Consider the following 22057-nt stretch of genomic DNA (forward strand, 5'->3'; position numbering starts at 1 on the left):
TCACTCTTTGAACGTACAAGAAAGCTGAACCTTGGACAAGCCGCGCCAGCCTTTCACCGATGGCCTGCCGAACCTGAGCGCCGCGCATTTCGTGGTGCCGACCCGCGCGCGCCTGGAGGCGGTCAAGCCGCTCACCCACGCCCCCCGGTTCCTGATCCTCTACGGCTCCCTGCGGGAGCGCTCGTTCAGCCGCTTCCTCGCCTACGAGGCCGCCCGGCTCCTGGAAGCCATGGGCGGCGAGGTGCGGATCTACGACGCGCACGGCCTGCCCCTGCCCGACGACACGACCGCCGATCATCCGAAGGTGCAGGAGCTGCGCGACCTCTCGATCTGGTCCGAGGGCCAAGTGTGGGTGTCGCCGGAGCGGCACGGCACGCTGACCGGCGTGATGAAAAGCCAGATCGACTGGCTGCCGCTCTCCGAAGGCAGCGTGCGGCCGACCCAGGGCCGCACGCTGGCCGTGATGCAGGTGTCCGGCGGCTCGCAGAGCTTCAACGCCGTGAACAGCCTGCGGATTCTCGGCCGCTGGATGCGGATGATCACGATCCCGAACCAGTCGTCGGTCCCGATGGCCTACAAGGAGTTCGACGAGGCCGGCCGGATGAAGCCGGGGCCGCTCTACGAGCGCGTCGTGGACGTGTGCGAGGAGCTGATGAAGTTCACGCTGCTGACCCGGGAGCGGGCCGACGACCTCGTCGACCGATACAGCGAGCGGAAGGAGCGCGCGCCGGAGCGGCTGAGCGCCGTGGCCGCCGACATCGGCTTTGTGAAGCGCTGAGACACACCGCCGCCGATGCGACCGTCCACGCGGGCGCCGTCGTGATCGCGGCGGCGACCGGCCGCCCGTGGGGCAGGTCTGTGCGGGTCCCGGCGCCCCGAGGGCCGACCGGATCCGCTGTCTCCGCGTCCACCCTCGGGGGAGCGACGGGTTCGCCCCCCGGACGCCGCAGGCCTGCACGAAGGGCCTTGACGCGGTTCGGAGGGGTCCCGTATCTCTCGAGGACGGCAATGGTGTCTGCCGGGCCATCAAGGCCGAACCGCCGTCAGGCTGATGACTCCTACTTCTTGCGATCCCGCAAAGTCTTGCGGCATCGCATCAAGGGGATGTCATGCGCGCAACCTTCCAAAATCTGTTCACACGCTTCAACGTAGCGGCCTTTGTCCGCACGCGGCACGATCATGCCGTCTCGGTCGCGCGCTGGATCCTGATTCTGCTGCCCATGGCCGCCGCCGTGGGCTCCCTGTGCGCGGCCTTCCTCTGGAGCCTCGATGCGGCCACCCGGGCGCGCTTCGCCTATCCCGGGCTGCTGTTTCTCCTGCCGCTCGGCGGCTTGGCTATCGGGCTGCTCTACCATCGCTTCGGCCAGTCCGTGGAGGGCGGCAACAACCTCATCGTCGAGCAGATCCATGTGCCCGGGGGCGGCGTGCCCCTGCGCATGGCGCCGCTGATCTTCCTCGGCACGGTGGTCACGCATCTGTTCGGCGGATCGGCGGGCCGCGAAGGCACGGCCGTCCAACTGGGCGGCAGCCTCGCAAGCGCCTTCGGCAAGGCGGTCCGCCTGGATGCGCCGAGCTTCCGGATCATGCTGATGGCCGGGATCGCCGCGGGGTTCGGCGCCGTCTTCGGTACGCCACTGGCCGGCGCGGTCTTCGCGCTCGAGGTCCTCGCTGTCGGACGCGTCGAATATGCGGCCCTCGTGCCCTGCCTCGTCGCGGCCGTGGTCGGCGACTGGACCTGTCAGCTGTGGGGCATCGAACACGGGGCCTACCGTATCGACGACCACGCCGGAGCCGTCGGCACGCACATGGTCGAGCCGCTGCTCCTGGCCAAGGTCGCGGTGGCAGGCGTGGCCTTCGGACTGGCCGGCCTGGTGTTCGCCGAGGCGAACCACATGCTCGGCGGATGGTGCAAGCGGGTCATCGCCTTCGCGCCCCTCCGCCCCGTGGCGGGCGGCCTCGCGGTGATCGCCCTGGTCTACCTCTGTGGCACGCGGGATTACCTGGGACTGGGCGTCTGGTCGGCGGATCCGCACGGGCTGACCATCGCCCGCTTCTTCGGTCCGGAGGTGCATCCCTGGAGCTGGGCGCTCAAGATGCTGTTCACGGTCGTCACCCTGAGCGCCGGGTTCAAGGGCGGCGAGGTCACGCCGCTGTTCTTCATCGGCGCGGCCCTCGGCAACGCGCTGGCCGGGGTGCTGGGGGCGCCGGTGGATCTCCTGGCCGGCCTCGGGTTCGTCGCCGTGTTTGCCGGAGCGGCCAACACGCCGCTGGCCTGCACGCTGATGGGTATCGAGCTGTTCGGCGCCACGCACGGCGTCTACATCGCGACCGCCTGCTTCCTGGCCTACCTGTGCTCCGGGCACAGCGGCATCTACCTGTCCCAGCGCATCGCCGTCCCGAAGGTTTCCGTGGGCACCCTGCCGCCGGACGCCACCCTGCGCCATGCACGCACGCACCGCGCGGCCCGGCTGACCGCGCCGGCCCCCGTGTCGGCCCCCGTGTCGGCCCCCGTGTCGGCCCCCGACAGATAGGTGCGCCCCAGGGCTTCGACGCGTCCGGTCGTCCCGGCCGGGATCGGGATGGTGCGGGCATCTCCATGACGCGCGCCGACGACGCGCGCCGACAGGGCTGGACCACGCCAAGCCCGTTCCCTGGGGGGCTCCAGGCCCCTCTGCCGGGAACGGGTCGTGCAGGCGAAGGCCGACGGCCTGCTCAAGGCCGTCGGCCGAGGACGCCCCGGTCTCAATGGGCGCCACCCGGCCCCCGCAATCCGCGCCCTGCCCCTGCACCGCCGTCGGGCCGGCCCGCAAGCGGCGGAGCCGGCCCGCGCCGGGAGGGCGGACCGGGAGGATCCGGCCAGGGGCTCGTCAGGCGGCGCGGACGGTTGCGAGGAAGCGGGCGACCTCGGCACCGAGATGCTCGGACTGGCGCGAGAGTTCGGACGCGGAGGCGAGCACCTGGCTGGCCGCGGCGCCGGTCTCCTCGGAGGCCTGCGCGACGCCCGCGATGGTGCCGGTCACCGCGGTGGTGCCGGTCGAGGCCTGCGCCACGTTGCGCACGATCTCCTGCGTCGCCGCCCCCTGCTGCTCCACCGCCGCGGCGATCGAGGTCGCCACGCCGTCGATCTCCCGGATCCGCCCGGTGATCCCGCCGATCGCCGTCACGGCCTGCCCGGTCACCTCCTGCACCGCGCCGATCTGCCGGGCGATCTCCTCGGTCGCCTTGGCGGTCTGCTCGGCCAGCGCCTTCACCTCGGCAGCCACCACCGCAAAGCCCCGCCCCGCGGCGCCGGCCCGCGCCGCCTCGATCGTGGCGTTGAGCGCCAGCAGGTTGGTCTGCCCGGCGATCCCGGAGATCATCCCGACCATGTCGCCGATCCGGGCGGCGGTCTGGCTGAGCGCCTGGACCAGGGCGGCGGTCTGGTCGGCCTCGCCCACCGCCGATTGCGCGAGCCGGGCCGAGCCGGTGACCTGCCGGCCGATCTCCTGCACCGACGAGCCCAGCTCCTCCGCGGCGGCCGCCACGGTCTGGACGTTGGCGGCGGCCTCTTCCGCGGCGGCCGCCACGGTGGTGGATTGCGAGGCCGTCTCCTGGGCGGTGGCAGTCATCTGCCGGGCGGTGGCCTGCAGCTCCGTGGCCGAGGACGAGACCATGCCGACGACGCCGCCGACCGCCCGCTCGAACCCGTCGGCGAGTTCGATCATGGTGCGCCGGCGCGCCTGGGCCGCGGCCGCGTCGGCCAGCCGCTTGACCTCGGCCTCCTCGGCGGCCTTGCGGGCGACCAGGGCCTTGATCCCCTCCACTGCCCGGCCGACCGCGCCGATCTCGTCGCCCCGGCCAGCCTCCCGGATCTCCGCCTCGATCTCCCCTTGCGCCATGCGTCGCAGGACGACGACCAATCTGCCGAGCGGGCGCGTGATGCCGACGATCGTCACGAGGGCGGCCGCAGCGAGCCCGACCAGCAAGCCGAGCGCGCTGAACGACACCAGGGAGATGCGGGTGGCGTTGGTCTGCTCGGTCAGTTCGGCCGAGCCCTTCTCCATCGCGCCATCGATGTCGTTCCCGAGCTTCGAACTGCCCTGCACCATGGCGACGAAGGTCGGGTCGATCGTACGATGGACCAGCGCGAGGGCCTCGGCGTTCCGGCCCGCCAGGCAGAGCTGGCGAACCTCGGAGACCTGCTGGACGAACTGATGGATACGGGCCGCCTGCTCGTCGATGCGCGCGCCAAAATCCGGCGCGAGTCGGCGCAGGTCGGCCAGAGCCTTTGTCAGGGTGGGGATGGCGTCGTCGAATCCAGTGTTGGCCACCTTCATCTGAGCTTCGTCTGTCTCAGCGAGGATGCGATACACCCAGTAATTCATCTCGAAGACGCTGCGATTCAGGCGACGCGCCGTTGCAACCGCCTTCGCATCGCGATCGATGAAAGAACTGTAGGCCTTATCGATCTGGCCGATCCGCGCCTGCGCAAACCAAATACAGCCACCGATCACTCCACCGATAAGCACGATGACCGCTGACAGCTTTGTCAATATTTTAGCGTTGGAGAGCAAGGACATGGTTCCACCTGTGTGCATCAGGCGAAACGTCAACGAACACGATTAAATTTCGGTTCAAGTTTCCGTGATGCGGAGAGAGCCAGCGCGATTCCGGGGGCCTCGGGGCCGGGCGGATGCGCGGCCGCTCTCGGCGATGCGGTCAAGGAACCGCCCCTCCCGGGCGCCGCTCCCCGGATCCGCGCGGTTGCGGCTCCGCATGCGGCCCGGTGCCGGCTGCGCCCGCCACAGGCGGCAGGACCTGACGGAGCACATGGCGGAGCTTGTCGGGGTTGCGGGTGATGTAGAGGGCGGCGATCCGACCGTTCTCGATGGCGAGCGCGGTCGTCTGAAGGAGATCGCCGCGTTCCCGGCTGATGTATCCCGGCAATCCGTCGATCCAGACCGGCGCGACCAGCGCGGCCCGCTCGGGCCCCCATTTGCGCCGGACGCCCGCGAAGAGACGGAGCAGGCGCTCCGACCCGACGATGGGGTTGGGAAAGGCCAGGACCTTGCCGCCGCCGTCCGAGCAGAGCACCACGTCCTCCGCGAGCAGCGTGCGCAGGGTCGCGATGTCCCCGCTGGCGGAGGCCGCGAAGAAGGCGTGGGCGATCCGTTCGCCCTCCTCCCGCGCCACGGGAAAGCGCGGCCGTGCGGACTGCACGTTCCGGCGGGCGCGCACCGCGAGCTGACGCACGGCGGCCGCCTCCCGATCAAGCGTGTCCGCCACCTCGCCGAGCGGGATGCCGAACACGTCGTGGAGCAGGAAGGCTGCGCGCTCGAGGGGCGAGAGGCGTTCCAGCGCCATCATCAGCGTCAGCGTGAGATCGTCCTCGTCCACGCCGTCCTCCCCCGTCTCGACCAGGGGCTCCGGCAGCCAGGCGCCGACATAGGTCTCCCGGCGGGCGCGGGCCGACTTCATCTGGTCGAGGCAGAGCCGGGTCACGATGCGGGCCAGAAACGGATACGGGGCCGCGACCGCGCCCCGATCCGCCGCGATCCAGCGCAGCCACGTGTCCTGCACCATGTCCTCGGCCTCGCTGCGGGAGCCGAGCATGCGGTAGGCGATGCGCAGGAGGCGCGGACGATGGGCCTCGAAGGTGGCGGTCGCCGCGTCGGTCTGCGTGTCGGTCGGCGGCATGGGATCTGTCTGCGGAGCGATGGCGAGACCCGGGGATCCTCGCACGCGGCCGGAGGGGGTGTCACCGCCGGTCCGGCACGGTCAGGTCGCGGTCGTCCGTGTCGACGACGAACACCGCGAGAAGGCGGGACGGCTCCGTGGCGCTGGCATTGGCGCTCACGGCGTGGTGGTCGCCCGGCTGCTCCACGAAGCTCTCGCCGACCCGGAAGATCTGCTCAGGCCCGTCGTTGATGCGGCTGCGGATCGCGCCCTCGATCACCGTCGCGGTGATGAAGGCGGAGCGCGCATGCCTGTGGGCGGGGGAGGACCCGCCCGGCCCGTACGCGACGAGGACGCCGCGCAGACTCTTGCCGGGGATGCCCGGCAGGGGGTGGTCGAAGATCGTCGTGACGCGGGCCTCGCCGGCCCGCAGCTCCGCCGCCCCGACCGGGAGCGCGAAGCCGGCCAGGCAAGCGGAGAGGATGAGTGCTTTGACCATGGGGGTTCGTCCAGCGTGGTGAGGGAGGCCGTCAGACGGTCGCGAGCCAAGTCGCGAAGCGCGTGGATCCGAGGCGCGCCGCGGCAGCATCCTCGGGAACGAGCGAGCCCTTCTCCAGCGCGGCGCCGAAATACCGTGCGCCGCGGTCGGCCGACACCGCCCGGCGGTCGCCGGCGGCGGCGGCGCATCGGGCGACGAAGTCGCGGAAGGGCAGCCTGTCCGGTCCGGCGATCTCGATCGTCCGGCTGCGGGGCTCGTGGACGGCGACGTCCGCCAGCGCGGCCGCGACGTCGGCGGCGGCGATGGGCTGGAAATCGGCGTCGGGGACGACGATGCGATCGCCTACGACCGACGCCGCGGTGATCGTGGCGACGAACTCGAAGAACTGGGTTGCACGAACGATCGTGTAGGGCAGGCCGGACGCCACGATCAGCCGCTCCTGCGCGACCTTCGCCCGGAAGTATCCGTTCCCGTCCAGGCGATCCGTGCCGACGATCGAGAGGGCGACATGGTGCGTCACGCCGGCCCGACGCGCGGCGGCCAGGAGGTTGCGGCTCGACCGCTCGAAGAAATTGAGCACCGCCGCATCCTCGAAGGACGGTGCGTTCGCGACGTCGACCACGACCTCGGCGCCGACGAGAACCTCGGCGAGCCCCTCACCCGTCAGGGCGTCGACGCCCGTCCGCGGGGAGGCGGCGACGGCTTCGTGTCCCCTGCGGCCGAGTTCGGCGGTCAACTGCCTGCCGATCAACCCGCTCCCGCCGATCACAACCATCTTCATGACGCGCGTCTCCTGCGTGAACCGGGCGGCGCGGCGGGGTGCCGCTGAGGCGCTCGTTCGACGTCAAGACGAGGGGACGACGCGGGATGTGACATGCCGTCGGAGAAAAAGGCGATGCCGCCGCGTGGGACGCCGTCCATGGCCACGACCGGACGCCAGCCCCCCTCCGGGCTGAGCGTCACGGGGTCGATCCGGGCCTCCCCCATCAAGCCGACCCGGAGGGCGTTCCAGCGGACAGTCCTGGCCAGTCCCGGCCAGTCCCGTGACGGTCTCGCCGACCGTGTCGGTGCCGGCACAGATGCGCCCGCGGGCGACCGGACGGCCTCCGACGCCCTTCGCCGGCTCGGCGACGTCCGCGCCTCCGACCAAACCGCCGATCCGCACAGGGTCCCGATTGAAGGCGTCCGCGCCGGCGTCGCGTGCGGCTCAGCCGATATCGCCTTCCGCGCGACCCCGACGGGACAGCGCGCCATCCCGGAATGGCCAGGGTCCGTGGCGGAAGCCTGGACCCACTGGACTGGACCGCTCGCCGGAACGCTTGGAGGAGGCCGCCGTTGCACCCGTCGCGAGAGGGTGGGCGTCGGGCTTGCGAGACCGCAGCCGATGCCAGCCCGAGACAGGATGTGAAGGGCAGCGCGATGATCGACACGGACAGGATCACGGGGGCCGCGCGCGCGTTCGGCGGCACGGTTCAGGGCTCGGTTGGCGACCTCGCCGGTTCGAACCGCGATGCGATCGAGGGCCGGCTCCGCGAAGCGCAGGGCACCGCCGAGAACCTCTACGGTCAGGCCAAGGACGCGGTCCGGCACGCGGCCAACGAGATCTCGGACCACGCCGCGGAGGCCTATGACCGGAGCCGTGCCTACGCGTGGGAAGGTCACCAGACCTCCGTCGCCTGGCCCCACGCTTCCTTGCTCGTCGCCGGGCTCGCGGGCTTCGGTCTGGGCTTGCTCGTCAGCAAGCTCTGAGCCGCGACGCCCGCTCGCACCGACACCGTCGGCGGCGTGGCACTCGCGGATCTCCCAGGCGGGGCCCCGCGCGGCCGATGATCGGCCCGCGTCCCGGCCGGGCCTCCACGGCGCCGGGCAAAACGGTCCCCGCGCGGTCGATCGCGCCGCGACGCAAATCCGTGCGGCCAACCCGACCGGCCGGTCCCGCGTGTCGGTCTTTGCCGGGTCGACATCTCATGGTTGTATGGGGGCGTGCCGCGGCCCCTGTCGGCCGGCGGCGAGGCCCGCGCGTCGGCATGGCACGGGAACGGCAAGGGAGGCACCGCAATGGCCAGCGTGGTCGCCGAGGATCAGGACGCCCGGAACGCGCTCGGCGAGAGCGAAATTCCCAAGGCCACGATCTGCCTCTGGTACGACACGGAGGCCGAGGCGGCCGCCCGATTCTACGTCGCGACCTTTCCGGACAGCGCCATGGGCGCGGTTTACCGGGCACCGGCCGATTACCCGTCGGGCAAGGCGGGGGACGTGCTGACGGTGGCGTTCACGGTGGCCGGCATCCCGTGCATCGGCCTGAACGGCGGTCCCGCCTTCCGGCACAGCGAGGCCTTCTCGTTCCAGATCGCCACGGACGACCAGGCGGAGACGGACCGGCTCTGGACCGCCATCGTCGACAATGGCGGGCAGGAGAGCGCCTGCGGCTGGTGCAAGGATCGCTGGGGCATCGCGTGGCAGATCACGCCACGCGTGCTCACCGCCGCGCTGGCGGCCGGCGGCGCGGAGGCCCGGCGCGCATTCACGGCCATGATGACCATGGGGAAGATCGACGTCGCCGCGATCGAGGCGGCCCGGCGCGGATGACGTCGCGTCGGCCTGGACCCTGTTGCCGATGACCGAGCCGATATCCGCCGCGGCCCACGCGCGCACCATCCTGGCCGCGCACGAGCATCGCCGCCCCATCGCACCGCTGACCGGCTGGGATCCGACCTTCGACCTGCCGGCGGCCTACCGGGTCGCCGAGGCGATCCGGAGCCTGCGTGCCGGGCGCGGCGAGCGGAATGTCGGCTACAAGATCGGCTTCACCAACACGACCCTGTGGGAGCGGTACGGCGTCCGGGCGCCGATCTGGGGGCATGTCTACGACACGACCCTGCGCGACCGGGCCGCCCTGGGCGGACCGGTGCCCCTCGCGGCCTTCGTCGAGCCCCGGATCGAGCCGGAGATCGTGTTCGGTCTGGCACGCGCGCCGGAACCCGGCATGGATGCCGAGGCGCTGATCGCCTGCCTCGACTGGGCCGCGAGCGGCTTCGAGATCGTGCAGTCGCTCTATCCGGGCTGGCGCTTCGCGGCGCCCGACACCGTGGCGGCCTTCGGGCTGCACGGGTTGCTGGTGGTGGGCGAGCGGGTGCCGGTTCCGGCGGCCGCGCGGCGCGGCTGGATCGGCGACCTCGCGGGCTTCACCGTCGACCTGCTGCGGGACGGCGCCGTCGCCGACCGGGGCGGCGGCCGCAGCGTCCTCGGGACGGGACCGCTCGCCGCCCTCGCGCACTTGGTCGATGCGCTGGCTAACGATCCGGTCGCCCCGCCGCTCGCAGCCGGCACGGTCGTCACAACCGGCACGCTGACGGACGCGCTTCCGGTCGCCTCCGGCCAGCACTGGAGCACGCGGCTCGACGGGCTGCGGCTTCCCGGCATCGACCTTGCCCTGATCTGAAAGACCCGGCACGGGTTATCGTGCCAGGATCGTGTCGTTTCCCGGGCCGGCTCCGGGACTCTGGCATTGGTGATGGTTAGCCGACATGCCAAACGCTGAGCCATGCCTGGACGCCTGCGGCGACGCCACACGACCTTCCTCGTCTCCGTCACCGTGCAGGGCTCCAGCCCGGCATCCGGCGCCACGGTCTACGCGGTGATGAAGCCCAGCGCCGCGGAGGCGCTGGAGGCCGTCCGCCCTCTGGTCGACCCGTCGGCCACCCTCGCCGTCGTGGGCAGCCTGTCCACCCGGATCGCCAAGGCCCTCAAGCTGAAGCGCGACGAGCCGCGGGTGGTCTGAGCCGCCCGGTTCCGGCTCAATCCACCGCGAGCCGGTAGCCGACGCCCCGCACGGTCTGCAGGAAGACCGGATTGGCGGGGTCGACCTCGGTCTTGCGGCGCAGGCGGTTGATCTGCACGTCGACGGTGCGCTCCGCCGCGGCCCCGCCGGGGCCGGCGAGCTGCTCGCGCTCGACATTGGCGCCGCCCGCCATCGCCAGGATCGTCAGGATCTCGCGCTCGCGCTCGGTGATGCGGATCAGCTCGTCGTCCCGGCGCAGCTCGCCCCGGTCGACCCGGAACGCGAACGGCCCGAAGGTCACCGCCTCGGCGGCCGCCGCGCGGGGCCGCGCGCTGCGCTTGATGATGTTGTTGAGCCGCAGCGTCAGCTCCCGCGGCTCGAAGGGCTTGGGCAGGTAATCGTCCGCGCCGATCTCCAGCCCCATCACCCGGTCGTTCGGGTTGGAGCGGGCGGTGAGCATCAGGATCGGCACCCGCGACGTCTCGCGCACGCTGCGGGCGTAGTCGAAGCCGTTCTCGCCGGGCATCATCACGTCGAGGACCATGGCGTCGAACACGACGCTCTGGGCCCGGGCCCGCGCCTCCGCGGCGCTCGCCGCGGCGGTGACCCGGAAGCCCTGGTCGGTGAGGTAGCGGGCGAGCAATTCGCGCAGCCGGCGGTCGTCGTCGACCACGAGGACGTGGGGCGCCTCGTCGGGCAGGTCGGCCCGGGCGGCATTGCTCACGCGCACTCCTCCCCGGCGACGCGCCCGTCGCTCCCGCCCCCGCGCCGCGCCATCAGGCGCTGGACCGCCGGCCGGTCCTCCGGCTCGATCATCGCCATCAGGAAGTCCTCCGGGGAGCCCCGGGCATCCGGCGCCGCGAGCGCCCGGGCGAGGCGGCGGGCCTGGACCCGCGTGAGGTCGGCCGCGAGACGGGCGCCGGCCTCGGTGCAGTAGAGGAGGCGCTGGCGCCGGTCGCTGGAACCGGGCTTCTGCGCGACGTAGCCCTGCCCGATCAGGTCCTTGAGCACCCGGTTCAGGCTCTGCTTGGTGATGCGCAGGATGTCGAGGAGTTCGGCGATGGTCAGGCCGGGATAGCGGTCGACGAAGTGCAGCACCCGGTGGTGGGCCCGGCCGAAGCCGTAGGCGGCCAGGATCCGGTCGGGATCGCCCACGAAATCCCGGTAGGCGAAGAACAGAAGCTCGATCAGGTCGTCGCTGCCGAGGGCGGCCGGCGCGGCGCCCGGGACGGGTTTCGCCGCGAAGATCGCCTCGCGCGGGGCTGTCCGTGTCACGGCGCGGCCGCTCCCAACGGGTGATAGGTCAGTCCCCATGACGTTTCTCAAGGCGGCCCGGGCCCGTCAACCCTGACCGGGCCGGCCGGGGCGCCGGCCGGCGGCGATCCTCAAGCGGGATTGCCGCCGGTCCGGCCCCTCCGCTACGCAGGATCCTCGATCGACGGGAGCGGACGGACATGGCCGAGGCAGCTGAACCGGGACCGGGACGCCTCTGGATCCGCGATCCGCGCGCCATCCTGGCCGAGGGCGCCGGGGGCGGGATCGTCGTGGCGGGCACCCGGATCGTCGAATGCGTGGCGGCGGGCGCGAAACCCGCCGCGCCCGTGGACGAGACCTTCGACGCCTCGCGCCACGTGGTCATCCCGGGGCTGATCAACACCCATCACCACGCCTTCCAGACGCTGACCCGCGCCCACCCGCTGGCGATCAACAAGCCGCTCTTTCCCTGGCTGAAGGCGCTCTACACGGTCTGGGGGCGGATCACCCCGGAGGCGTTCCGGCTCGCCACGCAGGTGGCCTTCACCGAGCTGCTGCTCTCGGGCTGCACCACGGCGGGCGACCATCACTACCTGTTCCCGAAGGGGCTGGAGGATTCGATGGACGTCCAGGTCGCGGAGGCCCGGGCCCTCGGGATCCGGGCCGCGATCACCCGCGGCTCCATGAGCCTGTCCGACCGGGAGGGCGGGCTGCCGCCCGAGAGCCTGACCCAGGACGACGACACGATTCTTTCGGATTGCGAGCGGGTGCTGAACCTGTTCCACGACCCCGCCCCCGGCGCGATGGTGCAGGTCGCGCTCGCCCCCTGCTCGCCCTTCGCGGTGACCCGGCGTCTGATGCGCGAGAGCGCGGCGCTCGCCGCCCGGCACGGGAGCCGGCTGCACACCCATCTCGGCGAGACGCTGGACGAGGACGCCTATTGCCAGCAGATGTTCGGCTGCCGGCCGGTGGAGTACCTCGAGGAGGTCGGCTGGCTGAACGACCGGGTCTGGCTCGCCCACGGCATCCACTTCACCGATGCCGAGGTCGCCCGGCTCGGCAAGGCCGGGGTCGGCGTCTGCCACTGCCCGACCTCGAACATGACCCTGGCCTCGGGCCGCTGCCGCACCTGCGAGCTGGAGGCGGCGGGCTCGCCCTTGGGCCTCGGTGTCGACGGCTCGGCCTCGAACGACAGCTCGAACCTGATGGAGGGCGTGCGCCACGCCCTGATGATCAACCGGCTCACCTACGGGGCGGAAGCCGTGACGCATCTCGACGCCCTGCGCTGGGCCACCGAGGGCTCGGCCGCCTGCCTCGGCCGCACCGATATCGGCCGGATCGAGCCGGGCCGGGAGGCGGACCTCGCCCTGTTCACCCTGGACGAGCTGCGCTTCTCCGGCGCCCACGACCCGCTGGCGGCTCTGGTCCTGTGCGGCGCCACCCGGGCCGACCGGGTGATGGTGGCGGGCCGCTGGCGGGTGATCGACGGCCAGCCGCTCGGGGTCGATACCGGGATGCTGCGCGAGGCGCATTCCCGGCTGGCGGTGGACCTGTTCGGAGCGGTGTAGAGGGCGAGCCCTGACCCGCCCCGCGCGTGATCCTCAGAACAGCCCGTCGATCTGCCCGTTGGCGTCCAGCCGGATCGTGTCGGCGGCGGGCACCCGGGGCAGGCCCGGCATGGTCATGATCTCCCCGCAGATCGCCACCACGAAGCCGGCGCCGGCCGAGAGCCGGACGTCGCGCACGCCCACGATGTGGCCCTCGGGGGCGCCCATCAGGGTCGGGTCGGTGGAGAACGAGTACTGGGTCTTGGCCATGCAGATCGGCAGGTTTCCGTAGCCGTCCTTCTCGAAGGTGGCGAGCTTGGCCTGAGCCTTCGTCTCGATCTGGATGTCGGCGGCCCCGTACAGCTTGGTGGCGATCGCCCGGATCTTGTCGGAGAGGCGGCTCTCCGTCTCGTAGGCGTGGCGGATCGGCGCCGGCTCGGCCTCGGAGAGCTTCACCACCGCGCGGGCCAGCTCCTCGGCCCCGGCCCCGCCCTCCGCCCAGTGGCGGCAGGTGATCGCCTCGACGTCGAGCCGCTCGCGGCACAGTTCCTTGAGCTTGGCGTGCTCGGCATCGGTGTCGGCGTAGAAGTGGTTGACGCCGACCACCACCGGCAGGCCGAAGCCGCGCAGGTTGGTCACGTGCCGGGCGAGGTTGGCGAAGCCCTTCTCCAGGGCGTCGATGTTCTCGGCCCCGAGGTTCTTCTTGTCGACGCCGCCATGCATCTTGAGGGCGCGGATGGTCGCCACCACCACCACGGCCGAGGGGGTCAGCCCCGCCTGCCGGCACTTGATGTCGAGGAACTTCTCGGCGCCGAGATCGGCGCCGAACCCGGCCTCCGTCACCGTGTAGTCGGCGAGCCGCAGGCCGGCCCGTGTGGCGATCACCGAGTTGCAGCCATGGGCGATGTTGGCGAAGGGGCCGCCATGGATCAGCGCCGGGTTGCCCTCGAGCGTCTGCACGAGGTTGGGCTGCAGGGCGTCCTTGAGCAGCACCGTCATGGCGCCGGTGGCCTTCACGTCCTTGAGGGTGACGAGCTTGCGGTCGCGGGTCTCGGCGATCACGATCCGGCCGAGGCGCTCCTCCAGGTCGGCGAGGTCCTTGGCGAGGCAGAACACCGCCATCACCTCGGAGGCCACCGTGATGTCGAACCCGTCCTCCCGGGGGAAGCCGTTGGCGACGCCGCCGAGCGACTGGGTGATCTGGCGCAAAGCCCGGTCGTTCATGTCGACGACGCGGCGCCAGTGGATGCGGCGCACGTCGATGTTGAGCTCGTTCGCCCAGTAGACGTGGTTGTCGATCAGCGCGGCCGCGAGGCTGTGGGCCGACGTGATGGCGTGGAAGTCGCCGGTGAAGTGCAGGTTGATCTGCTCCATCGGCACGACCTGGGCCTTGCCGCCGCCGGCGGCGCCGCCCTTCATGCCGAAGCACGGCCCGAGCGACGGCTCGCGCAGGCAGATCATGGTCTTCTCGCCGATGCGGTTCAGGGCGTCGCCCAGGCCCACCGTGGTGGTGGTCTTGCCCTCGCCCGCGGGCGTCGGGGAGATTGCCGTGACCAGCACGAGCTTGCCGGGCTTCCGGCTCTCCAGCCCGGCGATGTAGCCGTGGTCGATCTTGGCGATGTGCTTGCCGTAATTGTGGAGCGCGTCATCCGGGATGCCGAGCTTCTCGGCGACCTGCGCGATCGGCTTCAGGGTCGCGGCGCGGGCGATCTCGATATCTGACGGCATGGGCCTTCCTCCCTGACTCGCGGGCGCGATGCCCGCCCGCCGGCTCTTGCCGTGCGAATCTCCTGCCGTGCGGGCTGCGGCTTGGCCGCCCGCGAACGGCTGCGCACTGTGCGTCAAAGCCCGGGAAAATGCGCGTCGATTTTTATGATATGGCGGACAAAATACTCTTGTCGCCCCCGACGTCCCCAGCTCCGACGCACGGAGTGGGTCCGGACCAGCGAGACGCCCGGTCGAGGCCTGCCATCGGCGCCTCTGCCGTCAGAACCTGACCAGCTCGACGCGCCGGTTCTTCGCCCGTCCCTCCGCGCTGTCGTTGGCGGCGACCGGGCTGGACGCCCCGAAGCCCCTGGCCTTCAGCCGATCCCTCGCGACGCCGGCGGCGACGAGCTTCGCCATGACCGCCTTGGCACGGCCGTCGGACAAGGCCTGGTTGTGCGCGGCGGCTCCGGTCTCGTCGGTATGGCCGTTGATCGCGAGCCGCAGGCCGGGATTCGTCCGCAGCAGGCCCGCCACCGCGTCGATCTGCGGGGCGGAGGCCGGCAGGATCTCGGTCCTGTCGGTGGCGAAGTTGACCTGGATCACCGCCTTTCCCGTCGTGTCGAGGTCCTGCTTCAGCTGCTCGGCGGGCAGGAGGGCGGCGGTCTGGAGAAACGGCTTGGTCTCCAGGATGGTCCAGGCCGCGTTGTTGCTGCCGGGCACGAAATGGACCCAGATCTGCCGGTCCGGCCGGCGGATCACCCAGGTCTGCACCGGCTCGTTGTAGACATTGCCCAGGCCCTCATACATCCCGATCCGGATGTCCTCGGGCAGCGTCTCCGTGAGGGTGGCGGGGATCCTGCTGTCGGCGATCTTCCGGCCGCCGGCCTGTGTCAGCACGGCCTCGATATTCTTCTTCAGCTCATAGGATGCGTAGGTCTTGCCGTCCTTGGTGCCGATGAGGGACAGGAAGACCTTGCCCTCGACCTCGTGGAGCGCCGTGCCGGTCCAGAACAGGAAATGCCCGAAAGCGCGGGTCTCGGGCGGGTTCAGCGGCTGGTAGCCGTCGGGGAGCGCGAAGTAGGGAAAGCCGCCGAGCGGCGCGTTCGAGACGGGGACGGCCTCCAGGATGGACGCAGCCGGCCCGGACACCGTGTCCTGCGCGCTCGCAGGATCGGCCGGGATTCCGGATGCCGCACAGGCGAGGGCCAGCAGGATCCAGACCGGCTTCAGCGCTTTCACGATCCACTCCGACAGGTTGCGGAGGCGCGAGCCTAGCGGGCCCGGATCGTCAGGCAATTAGGCCTCTTGAGCTACGGTCCCCAAGAGAATCCCGTTCGTCTTTGCGCTTTGCAGGACGGCGCGACGGGATGTCGGGTGCAGAATACCGGCGATCTTACGCAGGCGCCGGGAGCCTGAACGGGCGCAGGCTCATGCCCGGAGGCCGAAGATCTTGCCCTTGCGGCCCGAAGCCGCCTTGCGGATCTTCGGGACGGCGCGCCCGAGCGTCGGCTGCGGGCGGCGCCGGCCGCCGCACCGCCGTGACGAACGAGGTGCGGACCGCCAGGGCGCCGGATCGGGAGAGGGGCGCTAGCCCCCCGACTTCTTGGCCTTGTCGGCGGCGCCCGGCGCCTCGTGCGGCTGGGGGGCGCCCTTCGGCAATTCCGGGTTCTCGGCGTTGTGCGGGGCGGCGACCGGGGCCGGCACGGTCTCGGCGGTGGCGGTCGGCTTCTCGATGTCGGGCAGCCCGTCCTTCAGCTTCGCGTTGATCTGCGTGAGGTCGTCCGGCTCGGGGTTCAGATCCTTGGCGTGCTGCCACTGGAACTTGCCCTCGAGGCGCCGGCCCGAACGCCAGTAGGCGTCGCCCAGGTGGTCGTTGATGGTCGGATCGCCGGGCTTCAGCTCGACCGCCTTCTCCAGCTCGCGCACCGCATCGTCCCAACGGCCGAGGCGGTAATAGGCCCAGCCGAGGCTGTCGACGATCATCCCGTCCCGGGGGCTCGCATCGGCGGCCTGCTGCAGCAGCTTGAACGCCTCGTCGATGTTGACGTTCTGATCGACCCAGGAATAGCCGAGATAGTTCATCACCTGCGCCTTGGCGGCCGGCTGGTTGGCCGGCACCAGGGACAGGGCCTTCTTCAGGTCGGCCTCGGCCTTCGGCCACTGCTTGGCGCGCTCGTAGGCGGTGCCGCGGAAATAGTAGGTCGTCCAGTAATTGGCCTGCGGCCGGTCGCCGATCAGGCCGATGGCCCGGGTGTAGGTGGCGGCCGCCTCCTCGTACTTCTTGCGGGCGCGCTGCACGTTGCCCAGCGCCGTGATGACGTCGATGTCGTCCGGGTGGGCCTTCATCGCCGCGTCGAGATGGGCCAGGGCCTCGTCGCCCTTGCCCATCTGCTCCAGATTCAGGCCGATCTGGATGTCGGCGTTGAGCTTGAGCGGGGAGGCGGCCGGGATCTGCGCGTAGGCCTCGTTGGCCCGCTCGGGCTGCTTCATCCGGTCCAGCGTGTCGGCCAGCGTCAGCCGGGCGAGGGCGTGGTCGGGGGCGAGGTAGAGCGCCAGCCGCAGGTAGATCACGGCGGGCAGTTCGTCGCCCTGCGTCGAGCCCGCGGAGCCCAGCCCGTACAGCACCTCGGCTGCGCCCTCCTGGGCGGTGCCGATCAGCCGCGTGAGCGGCTTGCCCTCCTTGAGCTTGTCGAGGGCGTCGCGCACCAGCGGGTGGCGGGGCGAGAGCTGGTCGAAGTCGGAATAGGCCTGGATCGCCAGATCGGTGCGGCCGAGGCTCGCCTCCATCCGGGCATAGGCGTCGACGATGCGCAGGGTGTTGCGGTCGGCCTCGTAGGCGGCCTTGAGGCGCCGCTCGGCCTCGGCGTTGTCGCCGGTCACCGAGGCGATCAGGCCGGCATGGTAGTCGCGGAAGGTGTTGTAGTAGCGCTCGCCCCGGAGCTTGTTGACCGTCTCCAGCGCCTTCTTGCCGTCACCCGCGCCGGCATACGACCAGGCGGTGAGCAGCGTCGCGGTCAGGTCGGTGGCCGCCCCGCGGCCGCTGCGCGAGAAGTTCTGGCGGGCGGCGGCCCATTGGCCCGCCTTGATCTGGCGCACCCCCAGCGAGAGGTTGGCGAGCCCGTTGGTGGGATCGCGGGCGATGAGCTTCTCGGCGGTGCGGAACGCGTCCGGCAGGGCGCCGTCGGCGAGCAGCGAGATGAAGGCGCGCTCGACCAGCTCGGCGTTGCGCGGATCGGCCTTGACCGCCTCGCGGTAGAAGGTCGCCGCCGCCGCCGTGTCCCGGGACGCGCCCGCGATGTAGGCGGAGAGGAAGTTGCCCTCCAGCGAATCCGCGGGCTCGTAGTCGAGCACCGGGGTCGATTCCCTCGGCTGCGCGGCCAGCACGGTCTGCGGCAGCCCGGCGGCGAGCAGAAGGGCGAGCGCCGAGACGCTCCGGCGGGCGCGTGTGATCATCATGAACCGATCGCGGCTCCTGGGCGCCGGCCCGTCAGGGGCCGGGCGCGAGAATGGCGGGGCATCCCCGAAAAAACGCTGGGGACACTGAACCCATCCCGCCAGCCCCGCAAGGCGAAAGGATGACGCCGCGTCCTCCCGGCCCGGTCCGGGCGCCTCACATGTTCGGGTAGTTCGGCCCGCCGGGCCCCTCCGGGGTCACCCAGTCGATGTTCTGGTTCGGATCCTTGATGTCGCAGGTCTTGCAGTGGACGCAGTTCTGCGCGTTGATCTGGTAGCGCACCCCGTCGCTCGCGGCGGAATCCGCCACCCACTCGTAGACGCCCGCCGGGCAGTAGCGGCCGGACGGCCCGCCATAGACGTCGTGCTCGGAGCGCTTCTGCAGCTCCAGGTCGCGGACCTTGAGGTGCGGCGGCTGGTCCTCCTCGTGGTTGGTGTTCGACAGGTAGACCGAGGAGAGCCGGTCGAAGGTCAGCTTGCCGTCGGGCTTCGGGTAGACGATCGGCGTCACCTCGGAGAGCGGCTTGAGGCAGGCGTGGTCGGGCTTGCCGTGCTTGAGCGTGCCGAACGGCGAGGCGCCGAAGATGCTCGTCGCCCACATGTCGATCCCGCCGAGGCCGACGCCCACCAGCGTGCCGTACTTGGACCAGAGCGGCTTGACGTTGCGCACCGCTTTCAGGTCCTGCCCGATCGGGCTGTCGCGCCAGCCGGCCTCGTAGGCGGTGAGTTCGTCGCCGGCGCGGCCCGCCTTCAGGGCGTCCGCGATGGCGTCGGCCGCCTGCATCCCGGAGAGCACCGCGTTGTGCGAGCCCTTGATCCGCGGCACGTTGACGAAGCCCGCCGAGCAGCCGACCAGGCAGCCGCCGGGGAAGACCAGCTTCGGCACCGATTGCCAGCCGCCCTCCATGATGGCGCGCGCGCCGTAGCCGATGCGCTTGGCGCCCTCGAAGGTCTCGGCGATCAGCGGGTGGGTCTTGAAGCGCTGGAACTCCTCGAACGGCGACAGGGTCGGGTTCTCGTAGTTCAGGTGCGTGACGAAGCCGACCGAGAGCAGGTTGTCGTCGAAATGGTAGAGCCAGGAGCCGCCGCCGGCCTTGTTGGGCAGCGGCCAGCCCATGGTGTGGCGCACGAGCCCGGGCTCGAACTTGCCCGGCGCGAGCTGCCAGAGCTCCTTCACGCCGAGCCCGTACTTGAAGTGGTCGCTGTGCCGGTTGAGCGAGAAGCGCTGGATCAGGCCCTTGGTCAGGTTGCCCCGGGCGCCCTCGCCGAACACCGTGTACTTGGCGCGCAGCTCCATGCCGCGGGTGTAGTCCTCGCGCGGCGCGCCGGACTTGCCGATCCCGAGATCGCCCGTGGCGATGCCCGCCACCGCGCCCTTGTCGTCGAACAGCACCTCGGAGGCCGGGAAGCCCGGATAGATCTCGACGCCGAGCGCCTCGGCCTGCGCGCCCAGGTACTTGCAGACGTTCGAGAGCGAGCCGACGAAATTGCCGTGGTTCGACATGAGCTTGGGGAAGAACAGGTTCGGCAGGGTGATGCCGCTGTTCTTGGTGAGCATCATGAACTCGTCGCGCTGAACTTCCGTCTTGAGCGGCCGCTCCGGGTCCTGGCGCCATTCGGGCAGGAGCCGGTCGAGGCCGATCGGGTCGATCACCGCGCCCGAAAGGATGTGGGCGCCGACCTCGGAGCCCTTCTCGACGACGACGACGCTGATCTCCTCGCCGATCTCGGCGGCGCGCTGCTTCAGGCGGATCGCGGTGGCGAGGCCGGCCGGGCCGGCGCCCACCACGACCACGTCGAAATCCATGCTCTCGCGTTCGGGCAGCGCCATCCTCGCCTCTCCTTTTCTTCTTCCAGTCTTCTTCCAGCCCCCGATCCGCGGTGGGCCGGCATCCCTGCTGCCGTCTCAAGCGATTCCAAGCTAGAAAGGCAAGTTGCCGAAGATCCGGCTTAAGGCAAAGTTCCCTTTGCCGCACGGGGCGGTACATGTGACGGGTGCCGGACGATCCCACCCCGTCCGCAACCCGGCATGCCGGTCAGACGGCGGGTGGGGCGGGGCCCGCGGAATCGCGCTGTTCCGTCACGCAAGACCTTGCCCGGCCGGCGGGTTTCGAGAGTTGTCCACAGGCCGCGGCGTTCCCACATGCTCCTCTCCATGCCGAGCCCCAACGACGCGCAAGCCGATCTGATCGCCTATCTCGACTTCCACGTGGAGGCCGGTGCCGACGCGGTTCTGGACGAGCGGCCGCACGACCGGTTCAGCGAGGCGGATGCGCCGGCGCCGACCCTGCGCGCACCGCGCCGGGCCCCCGACCCGCCCGTCGGCCAGACCGTCGGCCCGACCGCCGGCAGCCTCGTGCCGCCCCCCGGTTCGCCGCCACCCGCCGCGCCGTCGCGGACCTTCGGCCGCGCCGCCAGCGCCCAGCCCGACGAAGCCGCGAGCGACGCCCGCGCCCGGGCACGGCAGGCGAAGACCCTGGACGAGCTGGAGCGGATCCTCGCCGATTTCGACGCCTGCCCGCTGCGCTTCACCGCCAAGAACCTCGTCTTCGCCGACGGCAATCCCGAGGCGCGGGTGATGTTTCTCGGCGAGGCGCCCGGCGCCGACGAGGATCGGATCGGCAAGCCGTTCATGGGCCGCTCGGGCCAGCTCCTCGACAAGATGATGAAGGCGATCGGGCTCGACCGGACCAGCGCCTACGTCGCCAACATCGTGCCCTGGCGCCCGCCGGGCAACCGCAACCCGACGCCCCAGGAGGTTGCGGTGTGCCGGCCCTTCGTGGAGCGCCAGATCGAGCTGGTCGACCCGGATCTCATCGTCTGCCTCGGCGCGCCCGCGACCCAGACGCTGACCGGCACGAAGGATGGCATCCTGCGGACCCGCGGCCGACTGTTCCCCTACAAGCTGCCCAACCGCGAGGTGAAGCTGCTCGCCACCCTCCACCCGGCCTTCCTGCTGCGCCAGCCGGTGCAGAAGCGTCTCGCATGGCGGGATTTCCGATCCCTGCGCGCCCTTCTCGACGGGAAAGCTTGACCGCGTGGGCGGAACCGGGTCTCCCCTCCCGCCATTAGAGCTTCGTTCCCGCCGCTGGTCCACCGTCGGCCGGACATAGCGACGCATAGCAAACCGTGGGCTGCCCGAGGCGGCCGGCGCAGCATTGATGGCGGGACCCAACCATGCGCTGGGAAGATCTACGCAGCTCCGACAACGTCGAGGATCGCCGGGGCGAGGGCGGCGGCGGCGGCGGCATGGGCTTTCCCGGCGGCGGCGCCGGCGGGCTCGGCATCGGCACCATCGTGGTGCTTCTGATCATCAGCTATTTCACCGGCATCAACCCGGCGATCCTGATCGGCGGCGCCGAGCGGATCGGCGGCGGGCGCGGCCAGCAGGAGCAGCAGGTCGATCCGCAGACCCAGGCCAAGCGGCGGCAGGCGCCGACGGACGAGAGCGGCCGGTTCGCCTCGAAGATCCTCGGCAACACCGAGGACGTCTGGAGCCAGATCCTGCCGCAGCAGACCGGCAAGCAGTACACGCCGACGACCCTGGTGCTGTATACCGGCGGCACCCGCTCGGGCTGCGGCTCGGCCCAGGCGGCGATGGGCCCGTTCTACTGCCCCCTCGACAAGAAGGTCTATCTCGACACGGGCTTCTTCAAGGAGATGGCCTCGAAGTTCGGCGTGAAGGGCGATTTCGCCTACGCCTACGTCATCGCCCACGAGGTCGGCCACCACGTCCAGGACGTGCTCGGCATCCTCGGCAAGGTCCAGGCGCGCCAGCAGCAGGCGTCCAGCAAGACCGAGGCGAACGCCCTCTCGGTGCGGATCGAGCTGATGGCCGACTGCCTCGCCGGCGTCTGGGCCAAGAACTCCAACGACAAGTACGCCGAGCTGGAGCAGGGCGACATCGACGAGGCCCTGAACGCCGCCGCCCAGATCGGCGACGACGCCCTGCAGCAGCGCTCGAAGGGCTACGTGGTGCCGGATTCCTTCACTCACGGCTCCTCGGCCCAGCGCCAGCGCTGGTTCAAGGCCGGCTACAAGAGCGGCCAGACCAAGGCCTGCGACACGTTCCGGACGGCGAACAACTGAGGTGTGCGGCGGGGCGGAGAGCCTCGTCCGGACCTGACATACGTCCTCCCTCCCCTCTTCGCGGGGGAGGGA

19 protein-coding genes and 1 riboswitch are annotated in these 22057 nt (G+C 71.0%); of the genes, 9 read left to right on the forward strand and 10 right to left on the reverse strand.

Features of this window, described 5'->3' with window-relative positions:
- Positions 1-31 precede the first annotated feature (31 nt).
- Together arsH and BM396_RS21705 are read left to right on the forward strand one after the other, a co-directional pair.
- Positions 32-778, forward strand: coding sequence for an arsenical resistance protein ArsH (arsH, locus tag BM396_RS21700; protein WP_043353686.1), 747 nt, complete (start codon positions 32-34; stop codon positions 776-778).
- 217 nt (positions 779-995) lie between these two features.
- Positions 996-1068: riboswitch (Fluoride riboswitch) on the forward strand.
- 41 nt (positions 1069-1109) lie between these two features.
- Complete coding sequence (locus BM396_RS21705; protein ID WP_051976112.1) at positions 1110-2531, forward strand: voltage-gated chloride channel family protein; 1422 nt, start codon at positions 1110-1112, stop codon at positions 2529-2531.
- Positions 2532-2867: 336 nt separating this feature from the next.
- On the opposite strand, the gene BM396_RS21710 is transcribed toward BM396_RS21705, so the two are convergent.
- The 4 genes from BM396_RS21710 to BM396_RS21725 form a co-directional block, all read right to left on the reverse strand.
- Complete coding sequence (locus tag BM396_RS21710; RefSeq protein WP_043384017.1) at positions 2868-4559, reverse strand: methyl-accepting chemotaxis protein; 1692 nt, start codon at positions 4557-4559, stop codon at positions 2868-2870.
- A gap of 139 nt (positions 4560-4698) precedes the next feature.
- Positions 4699-5676, reverse strand: a complete 978-nt coding sequence (locus tag BM396_RS21715) for a sigma-70 family RNA polymerase sigma factor (protein ID WP_051976113.1) — start codon at positions 5674-5676, stop codon at positions 4699-4701.
- A 61-nt stretch (positions 5677-5737) separates the two neighbouring features.
- Positions 5738-6154: a cupin domain-containing protein gene (locus tag BM396_RS21720; protein ID WP_043384020.1), complete on the reverse strand. Its 417-nt coding sequence runs from the start codon at positions 6152-6154 to the stop codon at positions 5738-5740.
- 31 nt (positions 6155-6185) lie between these two features.
- Positions 6186-6935 (reverse strand): SDR family oxidoreductase, encoded by a 750-nt coding sequence (locus BM396_RS21725; RefSeq protein WP_043384023.1) that lies wholly within the window; start codon positions 6933-6935, stop codon positions 6186-6188.
- 638 nt (positions 6936-7573) lie between these two features.
- Between BM396_RS21725 and BM396_RS21730 the strand changes: the two genes are divergently transcribed.
- From BM396_RS21730 to BM396_RS21745, 4 genes are all read left to right on the forward strand, one after another.
- Positions 7574-7903, forward strand: coding sequence for a CsbD family protein (locus BM396_RS21730; protein WP_043384130.1), 330 nt, complete (start codon positions 7574-7576; stop codon positions 7901-7903).
- Positions 7904-8269: 366 nt separating this feature from the next.
- Positions 8270-8743, forward strand: coding sequence for a VOC family protein (locus tag BM396_RS21735; protein ID WP_043384134.1), 474 nt, complete (start codon positions 8270-8272; stop codon positions 8741-8743).
- A gap of 28 nt (positions 8744-8771) precedes the next feature.
- Positions 8772-9596, forward strand: a complete 825-nt coding sequence (locus BM396_RS21740; protein ID WP_043384026.1) for a 2-keto-4-pentenoate hydratase — start codon at positions 8772-8774, stop codon at positions 9594-9596.
- Positions 9597-9698: 102 nt separating this feature from the next.
- Entirely contained in the window at positions 9699-9935 is a 237-nt protein-coding gene (locus BM396_RS21745; protein WP_043353327.1) for a hypothetical protein, read from the forward strand.
- A 16-nt stretch (positions 9936-9951) separates the two neighbouring features.
- Here the strand turns inward: BM396_RS21745 and BM396_RS21750 are convergent, their stop codons facing one another.
- Positions 9952-10665, reverse strand: a complete 714-nt coding sequence (locus BM396_RS21750) for a response regulator (RefSeq protein WP_085987680.1) — start codon at positions 10663-10665, stop codon at positions 9952-9954.
- Positions 10656-11210, reverse strand: coding sequence for a MarR family winged helix-turn-helix transcriptional regulator (locus BM396_RS21755; RefSeq protein ID WP_043353328.1), 555 nt, complete (start codon positions 11208-11210; stop codon positions 10656-10658). The genes BM396_RS21750 and BM396_RS21755 overlap by 10 nt, the downstream gene beginning before the upstream one ends.
- Positions 11211-11389: 179 nt before the next feature.
- On the opposite strand from BM396_RS21755, the gene BM396_RS21760 reads away from it, so the two are divergent.
- Positions 11390-12757 carry an 8-oxoguanine deaminase gene (locus tag BM396_RS21760; RefSeq protein ID WP_043384029.1) on the forward strand — a complete coding sequence of 456 codons (1368 nt, stop codon included), beginning with the start codon at positions 11390-11392 and terminating at the stop codon, positions 12755-12757.
- A 33-nt stretch (positions 12758-12790) separates the two neighbouring features.
- Here BM396_RS21760 and BM396_RS21765 read toward each other — a convergent pair whose 3' ends face one another.
- The 4 genes from BM396_RS21765 to BM396_RS21780 form a co-directional block, all read right to left on the reverse strand.
- Positions 12791-14464: a formate--tetrahydrofolate ligase gene (locus tag BM396_RS21765; protein ID WP_043384032.1), complete on the reverse strand. Its 1674-nt coding sequence runs from the start codon at positions 14462-14464 to the stop codon at positions 12791-12793.
- 258 nt (positions 14465-14722) lie between these two features.
- Positions 14723-15682 carry an OmpA family protein gene (locus tag BM396_RS21770; protein ID WP_043384137.1) on the reverse strand — a complete coding sequence of 320 codons (960 nt, stop codon included), beginning with the start codon at positions 15680-15682 and terminating at the stop codon, positions 14723-14725.
- Between the two features lie 348 nt (positions 15683-16030).
- Positions 16031-17899 (reverse strand): tetratricopeptide repeat protein, encoded by a 1869-nt coding sequence (locus tag BM396_RS21775; RefSeq protein WP_043384035.1) that lies wholly within the window; start codon positions 17897-17899, stop codon positions 16031-16033.
- 154 nt (positions 17900-18053) lie between these two features.
- The gene (locus BM396_RS21780; RefSeq protein WP_043353371.1) at positions 18054-19727 is read right to left on the reverse strand and encodes an electron transfer flavoprotein-ubiquinone oxidoreductase; all 1674 of its coding nucleotides are present in this window, start codon (positions 19725-19727) and stop codon (positions 18054-18056) included.
- A 312-nt stretch (positions 19728-20039) separates the two neighbouring features.
- Here BM396_RS21780 and BM396_RS21785 point away from each other — a divergent pair, with 312 nt between their 5' ends.
- Together BM396_RS21785 and BM396_RS21790 are read left to right on the forward strand one after the other, a co-directional pair.
- A complete protein-coding gene (locus BM396_RS21785; RefSeq protein WP_081948691.1) occupies positions 20040-20930 on the forward strand; it encodes a uracil-DNA glycosylase in 891 nt (296 codons plus the stop codon).
- Between the two features lie 143 nt (positions 20931-21073).
- Positions 21074-21985 (forward strand): KPN_02809 family neutral zinc metallopeptidase, encoded by a 912-nt coding sequence (locus BM396_RS21790; protein ID WP_043384038.1) that lies wholly within the window; start codon positions 21074-21076, stop codon positions 21983-21985.
- Positions 21986-22057: the final 72 nt, after the last annotated feature.

Origin of the sequence: Methylobacterium sp. UNCCL125, from assembly GCF_900116795.1 — a bacterium.
GTDB classification, from domain to species: Bacteria; Pseudomonadota; Alphaproteobacteria; order Rhizobiales; family Beijerinckiaceae; genus Methylobacterium; species Methylobacterium fujisawaense.

Coding starts and splice junctions, on each gene's coding strand:
- BM396_RS21775 (WP_043384035.1), bottom strand. CDS start 17,899: ATGATGATCACACGCGCCCGCCGGAGCGTCTCGGCGCTCGCCCTTCTG.
- BM396_RS21705 (WP_051976112.1), top strand. CDS start 1,110: ATGCGCGCAACCTTCCAAAATCTGTTCACACGCTTCAACGTAGCGGCC.
- BM396_RS21725 (WP_043384023.1), bottom strand. CDS start 6,935: ATGAAGATGGTTGTGATCGGCGGGAGCGGGTTGATCGGCAGGCAGTTG.
- BM396_RS21790 (WP_043384038.1), top strand. CDS start 21,074: ATGCGCTGGGAAGATCTACGCAGCTCCGACAACGTCGAGGATCGCCGG.
- BM396_RS21745 (WP_043353327.1), top strand. CDS start 9,699: ATGCCTGGACGCCTGCGGCGACGCCACACGACCTTCCTCGTCTCCGTC.
- BM396_RS21785 (WP_081948691.1), top strand. CDS start 20,040: ATGCTCCTCTCCATGCCGAGCCCCAACGACGCGCAAGCCGATCTGATC.
- BM396_RS21780 (WP_043353371.1), bottom strand. CDS start 19,727: ATGGCGCTGCCCGAACGCGAGAGCATGGATTTCGACGTGGTCGTGGTG.
- BM396_RS21720 (WP_043384020.1), bottom strand. CDS start 6,154: ATGGTCAAAGCACTCATCCTCTCCGCTTGCCTGGCCGGCTTCGCGCTC.
- BM396_RS21765 (WP_043384032.1), bottom strand. CDS start 14,464: ATGCCGTCAGATATCGAGATCGCCCGCGCCGCGACCCTGAAGCCGATC.
- BM396_RS21740 (WP_043384026.1), top strand. CDS start 8,772: ATGACCGAGCCGATATCCGCCGCGGCCCACGCGCGCACCATCCTGGCC.
- BM396_RS21715 (WP_051976113.1), bottom strand. CDS start 5,676: ATGCCGCCGACCGACACGCAGACCGACGCGGCGACCGCCACCTTCGAG.
- BM396_RS21760 (WP_043384029.1), top strand. CDS start 11,390: ATGGCCGAGGCAGCTGAACCGGGACCGGGACGCCTCTGGATCCGCGAT.
- BM396_RS21710 (WP_043384017.1), bottom strand. CDS start 4,559: ATGTCCTTGCTCTCCAACGCTAAAATATTGACAAAGCTGTCAGCGGTC.
- BM396_RS21730 (WP_043384130.1), top strand. CDS start 7,574: ATGATCGACACGGACAGGATCACGGGGGCCGCGCGCGCGTTCGGCGGC.